At 41.1% G+C, this 16,411-nt stretch carries 8 protein-coding genes and 1 pseudogene; 2 read left to right on the forward strand and 7 right to left on the reverse strand.

What is annotated here, in order from left to right; translation table 11 throughout:
• Positions 1-248 precede the first annotated feature (248 nt).
• The 7 genes from ACYTXL_RS07905 to ACYTXL_RS07935 form a co-directional block, all read right to left on the reverse strand.
• Positions 249-1,532: a glycosyltransferase gene (locus tag ACYTXL_RS07905; protein ID WP_461924222.1), complete on the reverse strand. Its 1,284-nt coding sequence runs from the start codon at positions 1,530-1,532 to the stop codon at positions 249-251.
• A gap of 162 nt (positions 1,533-1,694) precedes the next feature.
• Positions 1,695-2,954 carry a glycosyltransferase family 2 protein gene (locus tag ACYTXL_RS07910; RefSeq protein WP_461924223.1) on the reverse strand — a complete coding sequence of 420 codons (1,260 nt, stop codon included), beginning with the start codon at positions 2,952-2,954 and terminating at the stop codon, positions 1,695-1,697.
• Between the two features lie 219 nt (positions 2,955-3,173).
• The gene (locus ACYTXL_RS07915) at positions 3,174-3,641 is read right to left on the reverse strand and encodes a DUF2141 domain-containing protein (RefSeq protein ID WP_461924224.1); all 468 of its coding nucleotides are present in this window, start codon (positions 3,639-3,641) and stop codon (positions 3,174-3,176) included.
• Positions 3,642-3,853: 212 nt separating this feature from the next.
• The gene (locus tag ACYTXL_RS07920) at positions 3,854-4,837 is read right to left on the reverse strand and encodes a glycosyltransferase family 2 protein (protein ID WP_461924225.1); all 984 of its coding nucleotides are present in this window, start codon (positions 4,835-4,837) and stop codon (positions 3,854-3,856) included.
• 308 nt (positions 4,838-5,145) lie between these two features.
• Entirely contained in the window at positions 5,146-6,150 is a 1,005-nt protein-coding gene (locus ACYTXL_RS07925; protein ID WP_461924226.1) for an NAD-dependent epimerase/dehydratase family protein, read from the reverse strand.
• Between the two features lie 234 nt (positions 6,151-6,384).
• Positions 6,385-7,563: an ABC transporter permease DevC gene (devC, locus tag ACYTXL_RS07930; RefSeq protein ID WP_461924227.1), complete on the reverse strand. Its 1,179-nt coding sequence runs from the start codon at positions 7,561-7,563 to the stop codon at positions 6,385-6,387.
• A 46-nt stretch (positions 7,564-7,609) separates the two neighbouring features.
• Positions 7,610-8,815 carry an ABC exporter membrane fusion protein gene (locus tag ACYTXL_RS07935; RefSeq protein ID WP_461924228.1) on the reverse strand — a complete coding sequence of 402 codons (1,206 nt, stop codon included), beginning with the start codon at positions 8,813-8,815 and terminating at the stop codon, positions 7,610-7,612.
• Between the two features lie 1,636 nt (positions 8,816-10,451).
• On the opposite strand from ACYTXL_RS07935, the pseudogene ACYTXL_RS07940 reads away from it, so the two are divergent.
• Positions 10,452-10,670, forward strand: a pseudogene (locus ACYTXL_RS07940) (hypothetical protein).
• 284 nt (positions 10,671-10,954) lie between these two features.
• Positions 10,955-16,363 (forward strand): beta-ketoacyl synthase N-terminal-like domain-containing protein, encoded by a 5,409-nt coding sequence (locus ACYTXL_RS07945; protein ID WP_461924229.1) that lies wholly within the window; start codon positions 10,955-10,957, stop codon positions 16,361-16,363.
• The last annotated feature ends 48 nt before the right edge of the window (positions 16,364-16,411 follow it).

Genomic DNA, 16,411 nt, shown 5'->3' on the forward strand with positions numbered 1-16,411 from the left:
CCGTAGTTTTTGCCCTCACCCTAAATCCCTCTCCCAGATATGGGAGAGGGACTTTGAAATTCTGGCTCCCCTTCTTCCAAATCTGGGAGAAGGGGTTGGGGGATGAGGGCAAATCCTTTTGATCACCGAAGAACTACAGCTTTCAAGATAGACGCGGTTTAGATGAGGATATTAAATACTAAGGAGTTCCTGGGCAGCGAATAATTAGCGATCGCTACTATTTACAGTACTAGCGATCGTAGTGTTTGTTATCGCTGTGGTTTTATACTGCGTGTACCTACCTTCACCTGCTGAGATCCTTCAACGATCTGGTAGAATTTGTCTTCTAATTTTTGCATACATGCCGACCAATCAAATTCGAGTATGGAGGGGCGAGCGTTTTTAGTCATATCTGCTTTCAAATCAGGATTTTCCAAAATCGCAATCACCTTTTGGGCAAAGTCTGTAGGATTGTTAGGTTGGGCAAGGAAGCCGTTACGCCCAGGAAATACCTGTTCTGAGGTTGAGGGTGCAACAACAGCAACTACAGGGGTTCCAGACGCTAACGCCTCGTTATTTGTAGTGCAGAAGTTCTCGGTAATGGAGGGGTTGATAAAAATATCCGCTCTAGCAAACCAACCCAAAAGTTCTGTGCCGTGAGACTCACCCCATACAGTAATACCCGCTCCAAACTTTTGGGCACGCTGACGGATTTCCTGATCTAGGGGACCACTACCAACAATCACCAGATGGACATCAGGGATTTTGGCAGCAATGAGAGGAAATATATCAAGCAGTTGGTTAACATTCTTTTCGGGGGTGATGCGTCCGACAAACAAAAGAGTCGGTCGGTTATCATTAGGAATGGGGTTGTAAGAAATGTTTCGCGGGTGAAATTTTTCGCAATCGATGCCTTGATAAGCGACGTATTCAGCGCGTTGGCATTTCAGTTCTTGGTATTTAGTGAGTTGTTCTTTAGAAGAGAAGTAATTGAAGTCATAAGACTCACTAAATTGCTTAACTAAAGTGGGAATGATCGGACGAACCAAGCTGAAAAACCTATCTCCAAAGTAATATTTGATATACGCAACGATATCTGTATGAAAGAGTGATATTATTGGGGTTCTTGTTCGTTTTGCGTATTCAACGCCGATGGGACGACCATAACCTTGCAAGAAAAATGAGTATAAACCTCTCATTTGCGCCGCTTCTTCAACCACTATAATATCGGGTTTGAATTTCTCCAACAATTTGGTATCGCTCCAATGTCGATAGTGCAATGGTTGAGGAAGAGACTTATATAATATGAGTGGTTCTGTAGGGAATGCGTAAGCAGAGAAGTTGGGGGAAGGCTGAATTTCATCTAAACCGGGCATGGGGCGATCGCCTACATTTTTGGGGTAGCGATCGTTAATTTGCGGATGGATTAGAAAAACCTCATGTCCCTGCTCTAGCAACCAACGAACCCGTTGGTGTACTGCAACGGAAACTCCAGTTAAGAAAGGAGCATACAATCCTGTAAACAGTGCAATGCGAAGTTTTTGCTTAGTCATAGAAAAGGTGAATATTTCATGAAAATGGTGGTTTTTAATTTAGGATTTACGCAGCAAATATTTCCTGGACATCCTGATTAGTTGGCTTAAAAATTCCTACTAATGCAGTTAAAATAAGGATTTACACATTTTAAAATAGCCTAAATTATCAATTGTTAAAGTTCAAAGAGAAACCTTACTATCAATAGGCTGATCCAACCATTGATAAGGGCGATATTCCACTAGCCTGACATTCCAGGGGCCTTGAACCCGATAGCTGACACCCCGCCAAGTAACTGTTGAGATCCAAAGGGATGATAGTATTGCGAACCCATAAACCCATTGTGTCAAGGGAATCGCAATTAACATTTTGATGATTGTAGCAGCTGATAATTTTGCGATCGCTTGGTCATTAGAGCGAACCACTCGCTGTATCTCTAATTCCAACACCAGCATTACCAAAAGTAATGCGACAGTATAGACTCCATAGCAGCCTAATAAGACAGTCGCAGCTTCCCATTTTGCCTCTAACAACGACTCTAGAATTAAGATGATGACTGTAGTAGGAAACAAAATGCTAGAAACAGCTTCACTAACTAAAGCTAACCAACGTGGGTGATACAATCGAGAATACAGCATTAGACGCTTGAGATCGTCTATTAAGTTGAATAAATCAGTCTCTTCACGATTTACTATCAACAGCGAAGGCACAAACTTTACCTGCAACCCATGTTTTTTGAGGATGTTGTGCATCATAAAATCTTCGCCTAAAGCTTGTTCCCACTTATCTAGCAATTCTGTTTGGCGAAGCACTTCTGTTTTCACAGCCAAAGTCCCACCCCAAGGAATTTGAAAGAGAAACATTTGCACTACTGTAGCTACATTGCCTGCGTACCGCACTAAAGATCCCCAATACTTACCTGTAGGTACGTACCAACGATTACCTGTTGTTGCCCCCACTTTGGCATCCCCTAGAGGACTGACTAATTCTCGCAGCCAATTCAGATGCACTATAGTATCAGCATCTACTAGAGCAACCACTTTGTAAGAATCGTCCAACTCACGCACAGCTTGCACTAAAGAACTGCATTTGAGACTACAATTGTTGCGTACTATTCTCAAAGGGCTGATTTGAACGTTAATCGCTTCTTGCTCTGTGATCGTTTCACTAGCAATTTTCCAAGCTGGATCTTCGTGACTATCAACGATCAACTTTAAATCATACTGTGGATAGTTTTGATTTAGGAGCGATCGCAAACATCTAGGCAAAAACGGATCAGCTCCGCGTAGGCAAAGAATCACTGCTGTTTTGGGCAACTGATCATCTGGTAATAACTTTTTTTTAGATGAGCGCAGATACCATATAAAGACAAGTGTTAAACACACCTGAATAACCACCCAACTCATCAAAGACTTAGACAGAAATGTGGCCAAATCTTCCATTAAATTTTTAATCTCCGGTAGAATCTCGGCTTGTTTATATGTAGATGTGAGCTAAACCGTAATTCTGAAGAATTGGGCATGGGGCATGGGGCATGGGGCATGGGGCATGGGGCATGGGGCATGGGGCATTGGGCATTGTGGGCATAGGTAGGTTATTCTCCTTGTCCCTCCTGTCTCCCTCATCCCCCTTGTCCCCCCACTCCCCACTCCCCACCCCCTTTACGAATCAAGTGAATATTTGATGGTAATGTTGACTGTTGTATTTTTGTTTACAACAAAACTGGCATCACGAAACTTTGGTGTACCTGTTTCTATGGACACAGTGGGATTTTTAGAAATCCCAAAACCTTCTTTAGGAATACCGAAAAAGTCTTTATTGAGTTTGCGATCGCCATTCTGATCATCAACTACGGCAACAGCATAAGTTCCAGGCTTCAAACCGAAAAATTCTTTTGTTACAGAACTTCCAGTAATCTTAACGCAGCCACTTTGATCTTCGCTATTACCACTCATCGGAAATCCTCGTTCATTTGGGTAAACTCGAAAGCAAATCTCACCTTTTTTGTGGTGTATTCCATTTACCACAACAGTAAGTGTTGCAGTTGGCTCGGCATTCACTGTTTTAGCAAAGCTGATGCTCACTAAAGTAGCAAGCAAAACACGACAGAGTTGAGATACTTTCAACATAGTTTTCTAGTCAGAATAGGTGATTTTGGGGCTGATAAAAAGGGAGCATCTCAGTTTTGCAAAAATACCAGATGAGAAACAATATTCTTGCTCCCTCTCCTTAGTAAGGAGAGGGTTGGGGTGAGATTTTACAAAACAAAACTTTTTCCGAAAGTGAGATGCTGACTGACAAAAAGCTGCAACAGCAAACTTTTATTTCTGAACTAATTTATTCAAAATGTGATTTGCTGTTCTGGAATTGATGCTTGTTGCCAACTTTTCCAAAGTCCTTGCAGCACTCTTAGAAAATCTTTCAGCAAAAGATATTCTGTGCCTTTTAACTGCTGATGTAGACTTCGATGACAACACAGCCGCTCATTCAAACTCAGGGGACTACGCCATATAGAGAGTACATACTCCCAGAGTATTCTCCAATGTGGCAATAAAATTTGTCCTTTCTTTGCTGAATCAAACCATACTGTATATGCATAAAAATCAGGCAGCATACTCAATAATGATTTTTGATTTTTGTCAGCAAACAACAAGTAATTGGGAAAGAACATACTCATTGATTGTTGCGGATGACTTCTGGCAAAAAACAGGTACTCAGGGATTTCATAAAACCTCCCAAGAATACCAAGTCTTAACAAGAGAATTCCATCTGCATTACCATAACCACCCATTGGCGGTATCATTCTCAAGGCACTGGCACGAATTACCCCATAACATTGATAACATAAATGCTTAGTCAGCAATTCGTGAAACCGCTCGTGTGGTTTTAGTGCATCTGCCTTGAGTTTGATATCGTAGTTTTGGAGAAAATCCCCCTGTTCATCAATGAAATATACTTGGGAGTGACACAAGATTATCGTCGGATCTTGCTCAAGCACCTCAATACACTTCTTGATAAAATCTGGAGCATGTAGATCATCATGGGCTGCCCATTTAAAGTACTCACTTGAAGATAATTCAAAGACGCGATTAAAGTTACGAGCGCAACCGATATTCTTCTCATTGCGGTAGTAACAGATACGTTTATCTTGTTCGGCGTATGCTCTACAAATTTCCTCAGTTTTATCTGTAGATGCATTATCTGAAATAATTATCTCAAAATCTTCAAAGGTTTGAGCCAAGAGTGAATCTATGGCTTCTTTGATAAATTTTTCACCATTGTATACAGGTAATCCGATGCTCAAGCGTGGCTGATTATTACTCATATAGGACTAGTATTTGATTTTTGAAATGCACGTAGTGGACCCTATAAGTGCATTAGACGTAGGTTGGGTGGAGCGGAGCGCAACCCAACTGATTATCAGGATGTTGGGTTACGCAAAGCCTCCACCCAACCGACAATTTTTTTGCAACATTCTAGCCAAGAAGGGCTACGACAAGACTACCGAGATTTTTTCAGAAATCAAATATGATTCCTATAGAAAACAAGTATTCAAAAAAGCTGGAGATTATTTTATGGTTAATTGCAGCTAATTCTTAAGCAGATGCAACAATGATTACAAAAATCTGTGGACTATTTGATCAACTTTTGGATATCTGTTTTTTGCAGCCATTCATGTGTTAGCTGCATACCTGATTCTAGGTCAATTGTTGGTTTATAATTCAACAGGCTTTGTGCTTTGACAATAGAACAAGCATAGGGACGAGTCATAAAATCTATAGACTCTGGTAAGATATCAACTTTTTGGCGAAAAAGTTTTTGTCCTTGAACACGCAGCTTTAGAAACAACTTAATTTCATCTTTGGGTAATGAAAGCGGTGCTTGTAAACCTTCCATTGCTGCTAAACGCATGAAATACTCTTTCCACGAAGTTTCTTGTCCGTCGGTGATATTAAATATTTCACCATAGGTTTCTTTTTCTATCGCCAGAAAGATGCCATCAATTAGATTATCTATATATACATGATTGATTACTCCTTTACCATCGTTGGCATAGGCAAATAATTTTTGACGCATCATCATAATTGGCCTGACTATCCAGGGAATACTTCCTGGGCCGTAAATATCTCCGGCTCGAATAACGATGATGCCAAAATCTGAGGCATTATTCAGTTCTAAGAGTGCTGTTTCGGCTTCTATTTTCGTTTGACAGTAGGGATTATTTTCGCCAGAGAGTGGCCCGGATTCTGCAACACTATTAGGATAGTTAAAACCGTAAACCATCACACTGGATAGATGCACAAATGTTTTCACACCAGCCTGTTTAGCGGCTTTAGCGATGTTGACAGTACCGCCAACATTGACATCACGAAAATACTTAATTGCACCAGCTTCCTCGGCAATTTGATATGTATGTAAAACGATGTCTACTCCCTGACAAGCTTTTTGGGCAATAGTAGCATCGGTGATACTACCAATAATTACCTCAACACCTAAATTCTGTAATTGTTTGTTTTGTTCTGTAGAACTTTGCAGTCCCCGAACCTTCATTCCTTGCGCTATGGCTAACTCGGCTGTACGTAATCCGACAAGTTCATCAATCCCGGTAATTAGGAGGGTTTTGTTTTGGAGGTTCATAAAGTCGTGGTTATACGAATTTGGGATTTTAGATTAAAAATCTGTTAGTGGTGGAAGAATACCGAATATTTTTTATCTTATGCAAAGGTGCAGAGAGAAAAAATAGGTAATCTTAATAGAGATTTGCATAAATTTATAGCGAATCGAATTGACAAACTCTGCGTTTAAAAATCAATCCTGAGTTAGCCACTAATTAATGCAAAGCAACACTTTGAGTCGACAGGTAGTTATTGCTTAGAAAATATCTCCTGGATCTGCGGAGCGAAGTTTGTTGATAGCAAGCGCTCCTGATGTTATACACATTAAAACTGTTGAAGTTAAGACAATCAGTGCATTATTAGTGGTCATAACTATTGGTAATTTAGTTGCTTGTTCTGCAAAACTATATAACAAGACAGAAGTAATAAATCCTGGGATATAACCTAAAATCGCCAAAATTAAAGCTTGCTGAAATACCACATTTAATAAATATCTGTTGGCATAACCTATGGCTTTTAAAGTGGCATAAGCAACGAACTGTGTAGCAATATTGCTGTAAAGAATTTGATAAACAATAACTACGCCAACAACCGCAGCCATTGTCAACATCAAGTTAAGTATAAAACCAATGGGTGTTCTGACTGCCCAATATTTTTTCTCAAAATCAATAAAGCCTTGGCGTGTAAAAACTTGGACATCATTAGGCAAATTTGCTTGCAAATTTTTTAGTACTGTTTCTGCATTAGTACCAGGTTTGAGGGAAATCAAACCGATATCTATCATATCTGCCGGACGACTATTGGGATTTATCCTCAAGAAAGTTGAGTCACTAACAAGTAAGTTGCCATCTACCCCAAAGGAAGGCCCCAAGCTGAATAAACCACCAACTCTCACTCTATAGCCAATTAATGAATTGAAGGGAAATATTTCAATTGTCTGTGTAGTATCTCCCGCATCAAATTTTTCCGCTATTGGGCCAAACTCTGGACGCGAAATCCGGTCAAAAAGCATGACATCGGGAATTTTGAGTTTATCTAAATTTTCCTCAACTTCTGGGATGTTCATCACAGGTTTGCCCGGATCGAAACCAATAACGTATATTGAATATTTCTCACCAGTTGCCGGATTTTTAAGTTTGGCAAATTGCAAATACATCGGGCTAACTGACTCTACGCCATTAAAACCCAGAGATTGGTATAAACGAGTTCGCGAAAAGCTTTGATTTGAGGTCAAAGATTTATATTGCGAACTAACTAAAAATAAATCTCCTTTGAGATGCTGATGCACTGCGGTTGCACTGGAATAGAGAGCATCTTGAAAACCAAGCTGCACAAACATTAGCAGCACAATAAAACCAATCCCGGCTACAGCTACTAGTAAACGAACTTTTTGCTGGGCTAGCTGTAGCCATCCTAAAGGAATTTTAAAAATCATGGATTTATTTGTTAGTTGTTATTAGTAATTGGTGATTGACCAATTACTAAATATGAATGGCAACATCTACCTGTAAGTTAGTGAAACGAGCCACTCGCTGACTATCTGCGGGATTATCAATAGAGATTTTTACCTCAATTATTCTGCGGTCTGTATCTGAGCCAGGGTTGAGGCTGAAGATATTTTGCTTGTCAACTTGCCAACCAATCTCTTTCACAGTTCCTTGTAATTTTCCAGTAAATGCAGTGCTGATAATGGTGGCTTTTTGTCCTACACGCACTTTTTGAATATCAGTTTGATACACCTCTGCAATCACATACATTTGAGATGTCTTACCTATTTCAGCAAATCCTCTGGTGGTGCTGATTACTTCTCCGGTTTTGGCATGAATTTTCAAAATTTTGCCATTTATGGGAGATTTGATGTAACTTAAATCTAAGTCGGCTTTTGCTTGTTGAACAGAAGTTGTTGCACTGTTGACTTCGGTTTGTGCCACCTGAACATCTACACTACGCACTTCACTAATGCTCGTGAGTTGTGCTTGTGCCTGCTTGCGTTGTTCTTGGAATGTGTCTTGAGTTCGCTTCAGTGAGGCTTGGGCTTCTGTTAGTTGCTGTTGTGTAGTTTTTAGTTGCAAAGCTTTGGTATCTGCTATGGAAGCCGCGATCGCACCTTGTTTATATAATTGCTGATAGCGATCGTTTTCGGCTTGAGCATTGTCTACTTCAGCCTGGATACGGACGATTGTCGCCTGTTGGGTGGCAACGTCTCCTTTATATTGTGGCTCTAAGCGGGCGATCGCAGCCTTTTGAGCATCGACATCTCCGGTTTTAGCCCCAGATTTCACCTGCGCTAGTTTAGCTTTGGCAACTTGCAGTTGGTCTAAAGCCTGTTGCAAAGCTGTTCTAGAACGACCATAATTTTCTAGATACGCTAATAATTGCCCTGCTTTAACTGTATCTCCTTCTTTTACCAACAATCTGTCTACTCGCACCCCATTATTAGAAGCGGGAGCAGTCAAAGAAGTAACTTCGCCTTCTGGCTCCAAACGCCCCAAGGCAGTCACAGCAAGTTTTGCAGGCGTGGCAGCCTTGGGAGGATTCGCTTGTGTCACAACTTTCGGTTTAGACCAAAACGGTGCCAAACTATAGAAAGTGATTAATCCGGCCGCTAAAGTCAGAGAAGTTGCTAAGATTATTCGCGATTGGCCTACGGGTTTTCTGAATAATCGGCTTTCTTTATTTACTGCCATATTTTCATTCCAATTCTGCTTTTTTAGGGGATAGCCTGGTTATATTTAGTCGATTAGAATAGACTCATCCGCAAATTACTAAGAGGGCTTTTCCTCTAAGTTTTCTACCTTAATAAACTGGATGGATCTAAATTGGTTTTATATGAATTGTTGTACGCTTTTGCCGCCCAAAGTCGCTATTGTGGCGTGAAAATTAATGGTGTGTTACTTCAAAGCTTCCTAAGTTATATCCTAATTTGATATCTAATCCCGTAGCGTAAAATACAATAGCGATAACCAGAAAACTTAACTCTCAATCACAACGAAGCGCTAATAAAAATTAACTCAAAACTTGGATAAACTTGTCATTAAGTATGTCATAAAAATGGAATTTTGTCAAGCTATTTAATTTGTATAAGTCCTGATTATCTCACTATAATATTTAATTACTGTAAGATTAGAGACTGAATAATTTACTCATTACTAATCTCTTCTATAGCAATTGAATACTAACAAATAGTTAGTTGTTAAGCAGATTTGATATTATTAACAGATTATGATTAGCAAGGTTGTGTATTATAAGACATTCTTATATAGGAATCATATTTGATTTCTGAAAAAATCTCGGTAGTCTTGTTATGGACTGTCTACGGCTAAAATGTTGCAAAAAAAATTGAAAAAATTGTAGGTTGGGTGGAGGCTTTGCGTAACCCAACATCCTGATATATGTTGGGTTGCGCTCCGCTCCACCCAACCTACCTACGTCTAATGCACTATTTTAGCTTAGAGAGTCCACTACGTGCATTTCAAAAATCAAATACTAGTCCTATAGCAATTCCTAGTAGGGGCAATTCATGAATTGTACCTACTTTTTACTCATTTAACCCATATTATGTTTAGCAAGCAACATACTAAAAATTAACATTTGCTTTATAAATAACTGCTTTGCTTCTTAGTTTGACTTATATTTAAAAATAATCAAAAAGTTTGACTTAATTATGATGTTTGTCTGAGAAAAAATACTTATGGTTATTCAATTTATCTATCTATTCATTAAATTATTACTTCCTAGACAACAGGTTTGCATTGTTAACTTACAGCAATTTTCATTTAATTGAACCACATATATTGTAAAGAACATTGCTCATGGGTATGAATTTAAGTCCAAACCCTTTTCAAACCTCGTTTTTAGCATCTGGGTGGAAATGCTGCTCATTGGGCTGCTGCCGCGAGTAAGAGAGGCGGCAGCCCTAATGAGGAGCATTCCTAGTCTCCGACTAGGAACGAGGTAAATCTCTCACAGTTTTATTTAGTCATAAATTATACTTTTATGCTGAATTTTATTCAAAATTTATATCAGTAATGGTGGACGGCTATTTATGAAATAACTTTAAAGAAATGATTTAGTTTCTGTAAAGTATGTTAGTGTTTTTATTAATTCAATGCTTTAAAGTGGTTATACAAACTAGTTATTTAATTGAAATTTGGAAATTTAAAATAACTAAACCTAACTGCTATGTCATCACTTAGTCATCGTTTAATACTTTTTCAACTTGCATAAATTCGGATTAAAGGCGGTGTCTTTTCTGTAACGAACTTGTCAACTTTTCTGGGTCGAATCCCATAAGATATATTATCCCGGACGTTGAAACTAGCTATGACATTGATTAAGATACAGAACGTTGTCATTAACATCAGCTATGTTGCTGTAGTTAGGCTAGATAATCAAACGGTTTCGGGTTAAAAAAACGTTTCTGTTCCCTTAGCTACTGCTCAGTTTCTCTCGCTCCAGTGGGATACCATTGCTCAAATTCTCTACTATTACAAATGGATTGAATTCACTGGTCAAACAGCTATTACACTCCCAGACTATTAGACCCCTTTTAACAACGTCATCCACCTATTGCCACAATATCAAGAGTCTAGCGTTGTCTAAGATTTTTCTGCGATGTCTACGACGGGCTACGCCTACGCAGTGTGCCAAAATCGCCTATAAATCTCAGGCTTTATCAGGGCAGTATCTGTCGTGTGGTGTCGATTTTGAGAAAAGCATTTAGCGGAGATAGGATAGCTAGCTGCTTACAAAACAAGAGATTTTCATTATTTAGTAGGCAACAGAAATTACTGTAGCTACACAATCCACAGTACTCACTATGCCCTATGTCTGCTTATTCAATTGATACTGCCTTAGCGGAGTTAGAGAGCCTTATCAATAATTGCGAAAAGGCTGTGATTAGGTCTATAGAGGAAAAAAACATGAGGTCAGATAAATCAGTGTCAGTCAACAGAATTAACAGACAATTACAACACAATCCTATAGCCATTGTCGGTATGGCTTCTCTATTGCCCAAAGCCAGAAACTTACACGAATACTGGCAAAATATAGTAAACAAAATTGACTGTATTACTGATGTTCCTTCCACTCACTGGAGCGTCGAAGATTATTACGATCCGAATCCCAGAACTACTGAAGATAAAACCTACTGTAAAAGAGGCGGGTTTCTTCCGGAGGTAGATTTTAACCCGATGGAATTCGGCATACCACCCAGCATTTTGGAAGTCACAGATGTATCGCAACTGTTGAGTTTAGTAGTTGCGAAAGAGGCGATGGAAGATGCAGGTTATGGCGAAAAACGTGAGTTTAGCCGCGAGACTGTTGGAGTAATCTTAGGCGTGGCGATGGCCAAGCAATTAGGAATGCCACTTTCTGCAAGATTGGAATATCCGATTTGGGAAAAAGTTCTCAAAAGCAGTGGTTTATCTGACGAGGATACACAAAAAATCGTTGATAAAATCAAAAGCGCCTATGTGAAATGGGATGAGAATGCTTTCCCTGGAATGTTAGCTAATGTAGTCGCAGGTAGAATTGCCAATCGTCTAAATTTTGGGGGGATGAATTGCGTAGTTGATGCCGCTTGCGCTAGTTCTTTCGGTGCTTTAAAAATGGCAATTAGTGAGCTAGTTGAGCATCGTTCTGATATGATGCTGACTGGTGGTGTTGATACCGATAACACTATCATGGCTTACATATCGTTCAGCAAAACACCGGCGGTTTCTCCTAGTGAAAATGTCAAACCTTTCGATGCTAAATCCGATGGGATGATGCTGGGTGAAGGTATCGGGATGATTGTACTCAAACGCCTGGAAGATGCTGAACGCGACAACGATAAAATCTATGCCGTAATCAAAGGCATTGGTACCTCCAGCGATGGGCGTTATAAGAGCATTTATGCTCCGCGCAAAGAAGGCCAAATTAAAGCCTTAGAACGTGCTTATGAAGATGCCGGTTTCTCTCCCGCAACTGTTGGTTTGATGGAAGCACATGGCACCGGTACAATGGCTGGAGATCCCACAGAATTCGGTTCTTTAAAAGACTTTTTTGGCGAACATGATCACAAAAAACAGCACATCGCTTTGGGTAGTGTAAAATCACAAATTGGACACACAAAAGCGGCTGCGGGTGCGGCGAGTTTGATTAAAACTGCTTTGGCTTTACATCACAAAGTATTACCGCCGACAATTAACATCACTGAGCCGAATCCCAAACTAAATATTAAAAATTCGGCGTTTTATTTGAATACCGAAACTAGGCCTTGGATTCGTGCTGAAGGGGAAGCACCGAGACGCGCAGGTGTGAGTTCTTTTGGCTTTGGCGGCACTAATTATCACGTCGTTTTGGAAGAACATGAAGCTGACCAGAACCACGCTTACCGCTTACATAGTGGTGCTAGTGAAGTGCTGTTGTTTGCTCCCACAGTAGACCAATTGTTGAGCAAATCTGAAGATATTTTGGGTAAGTTGCGATCGCCTGAAGCACCTACACACTATGCAGAATTAATCAAGGAGTGCAAATCGCCACAGATTCCCTTCTCTGCTGCCAGATTTGGGTTTGTCGCTGAGAATATCGAAGACGCTTGCAAGTTGTTGCAAACTAGCATTGACTGGCTGAAAAACAAAGGAACAGCAGCATCTTGGGAGCATCCCCAAGGGATTTATTACCGCGCTTCTGGTATGGAGTTGGGTGGAAAAGTTGTTGCTCTATTTTCTGGTCAAGGTTCGCAATATTTGCAGATGGGGCGGGAACTGGTAATGAATTTTCCTTTGATGCGCCGTCTTCATGGCTATATGGATAGCTTGTTAATCAAAGATAATTTACAGCCGCTTTCAGAGATAGTTTTTCCTCATCCGGTGTTTGAAGAGGCAGAGAAAAACGCCCAAATTGCTGCCTTACAACGCACAGAATACGCTCAACCAGCCATCGGGGTGTTAAGTGCAGGGATGTACAGCATACTGCAACAAGCTGGGTTTAAGTCAGATTTTGTGGCGGGTCATAGCTTTGGGGAACTGACAGCTTTATGGGCTGCGGGGGTTTTGAGTACAGAAGATTACTTGTTCCTGGTGAAAGCTAGGGGTCAAGCAATGGCGGCTCCCGAAGACCCGGATCATGATGCGGGTAGTATGCTGGCTGTTAAAGAAGATATCAGCAAAGTCGAAGCCGTATTGAGACATTTTCCGCAAGTTGCGATCGCTAATCAAAATTCTCCGACTCAATTTGTCTTGGCTGGCCCTACCGCAGAAATAGCGAGAGTCAGAGAGGCTTTACACGAGAAAGGATATACAGCTGTATTGTTACCTGTATCAGCAGCTTTCCATACACCGCTAATCGCCTTTGCTCAAAAATCCTTTGCGATCGCTACTAAGTCAGTCAAGTTCCAAAGTCCCAAAATTCCTGTTTACAGCAACGTCACCAGTAAGCAGTATCCCAATGAACCCCAAGGTATTCAAAAAATCCTGGAAACGCACCTTTCCAACTCAGTGCTGTTTAAGCAGGAAATTGAAAATATCTATGCAGCCGGTGGTACTTGCTTTGTGGAATTTGGACCGAGGAGAATTCTCACCAACTTGGTAAAAGATATCCTTGGCGATCGCCCTCACATTACCGTATCTTTGAACCCCAGTACTCAAAAGAATAGCGATCGCTCTTTACGAGAAGCGGTTGTGCAGTTGCGGGTAATTGGTCTGGCTTTGAATAACCTCGATCCTTACCAACTTCTCCAAACTATACCGCCAATTGAGACGAAGAAGACCTTAAATGTGCGTTTGAACGGCATTAACTACAGATCCGAAAAAACGAAAAATGCCTTTGCTTTAGCTTTGCAGGATGGGCATAAAGTCACATTACCTACCCCCGAATATTCTGATACGGCTCCTTTGTTTACCAGTCCAGGAGTAACTCCACCTCTGGCGGTGATCGAGACTAACGGACATAAAAAAACACCTGCGATCGCTAACGGTGTGACTGCTAACATCATCACCCAACCAGAGCAACAAATGAATCCTGTTACCCTGTCACAACCAGCCCAGGAATCTAAGATGCAACCAACACCAGAAAAACTTACAAATTACCAACAACTTTTAGAAAGTTTAGAATACCTGCTGACACAGTTTCAGGAAAATCAAACCGAGAATTTACAAGTTCACAGTACTTATCTCAACCATCAAATGGAATATGCCAGAGCATTTTTCCAACTGATGCAACAGCAGAATTCTTTGTTGAGTGAAACTAAATCAACAGCCGAAACTGCCAAAATGAAGCTAGTTGTCATGGAAAGCTTAGAGCGCAGCATGATGCAGTTTCACTCCCAACAAGGTGAAACCCTACGCATCCATGAGCAATATCTCCAAGAGCAACTGGAATATACCAAAAGCTTTTTCCAACTCATACAGCAAGAGTATTCTCAAATCATCTCAGGTGAGGGAGCAACTCAACTAACAGAGAAACTAAATGAGGTACGCCATCATTTCACCACAGAAACAACTGTTACTGATGCAGCCGTACCCGTTACTACCAAGATAGTAGAAAGCCAACCCTTACCTGTAACTGAGCCAGTTGCTAAAAATGGCTTAAATGTTACTCAAGCACCTCTGGCGGCTGCTGTAGAGCCTGTAGTTGAAACTCCTGTATCCCCAGAGATGCGATCAATCGCGTCTCTACTTCCGACTCCGCACTTCGCCACTTTCGAGCCTGTAGCGGCGTCACCTGTTCCAGTAGTAGAACCCCAGACTGAGCTTGTAGTCAAAATTAGCTCACCCCCAGTCAACGAAGTTATCGCAGAACCAGCACCCACAACTGCTGCACCTGTATCTGGCGCAACCATCGATATTGTTGACTTGGATAAAAACCTCTTAGCCATCACCAGCGACAAGACCGGCTATCCAGTTGAGATGCTGGAAATGGACATGGACATGGAGGCAGACTTAGGGATTGACTCGATCAAACGGGTAGAAATCCTGGGGGCGCTACAGGAAATGTACCCCAACCTACCCAAACCCAATTTAGAAGAACTAGCAGAAAAACGCACCATCGGTCAAGTTGTAGAGTATCTGCAATCCCATACTTCCAAAAACATTTCTGTAGAAATTGCAGTTCACGAAGTACAACAACCAACTGAGATTTTAATAGAGACTGCACCAGTAGTTGAGGTAGTTACTTCACCGGAAGCAAGCGTAGTTGTCGCATTCAACCCAGAACCAGAACCCGCAACAAGTGATGAATTTGCAGATTTAGGTGAAACCCTACTAGCAATCACCAGTGATAAGACGGGCTACCCAGTCGAGATGCTGGAACTAGAAATGGACATGGAAGCCGACTTGGGTATTGATTCCATCAAACGGGTAGAAATACTAGGGGCGATGCAAGAAATGTACCCCAACTTACCCAAGCCTAATATCGAAGAACTCGGAGAACTCCGCACTATCGGTCAAATAGTTGATTACCTACAGCAGTTGGCTGGAGGTGAAAAAAAAAAGTCTGAGCCTGAGTTTGTCCAACAACCACCGGAATTAGAGCATAATATCCAGCGCCATCCGGTCAAACTCAGAAGCCTACCACAGCCCGATTATTTGGATTTCACGTTACCAGAGGGACACATCGGTTTAATCACCGATGATGGTTCCCTCACTACTTATAAATTAAGTGAATCTCTAATTGAGAAAGGCTGGAAAGTAGTAGTTATCAGCTTTCCCCAATCGCTGATTGCCCAACAATCGCCCTTACCCACAGGAATAACCCGCGTCACCTTAGCAAACTTGAGTGAAGAACATCTCCAAGAACAACTACAAGCGATCGCATCTCACTGCGGAACGATTGGGGCTTTCATCCATCTACATCCTGTGTTTGTAGCAAATCACACCGGGAATATTTCCTATAACGAATCAGAAAAGGCGATCGTCAAGCACGTATTTTTGATGGCGAAACACCTCAAACCCTCCCTCAATGAAGCCGCACGTTATGGACGTAGTTGTTTCTGCACAGTCGCTCATCTGGATGGCGCTTTTGGGTTAGAGTACAAAGTCAACTTTGGTGCGATCGGCGCTGGCTTATTCGGATTAACCAAAACTCTGAGATGGGAATGGCCAAAAGTTTTCACCCGTGCGATCGATCTAAGCCCTAGACTTGACGCCAAACAGTCAGTAAAAAACATCATTGCCGAACTTCACGACCCCAATCTTTATATTAGTGAAGTTGGGTATGGTTCACAAGGACGAGTCACCCTCATCGCCGATTAATCTCCTCCCTCTGCGCTCTCTGCGTCTCTGTGGTTCGTTTAAAAAAAA

The organism is Nostoc sp. (genome assembly GCF_054880495.1).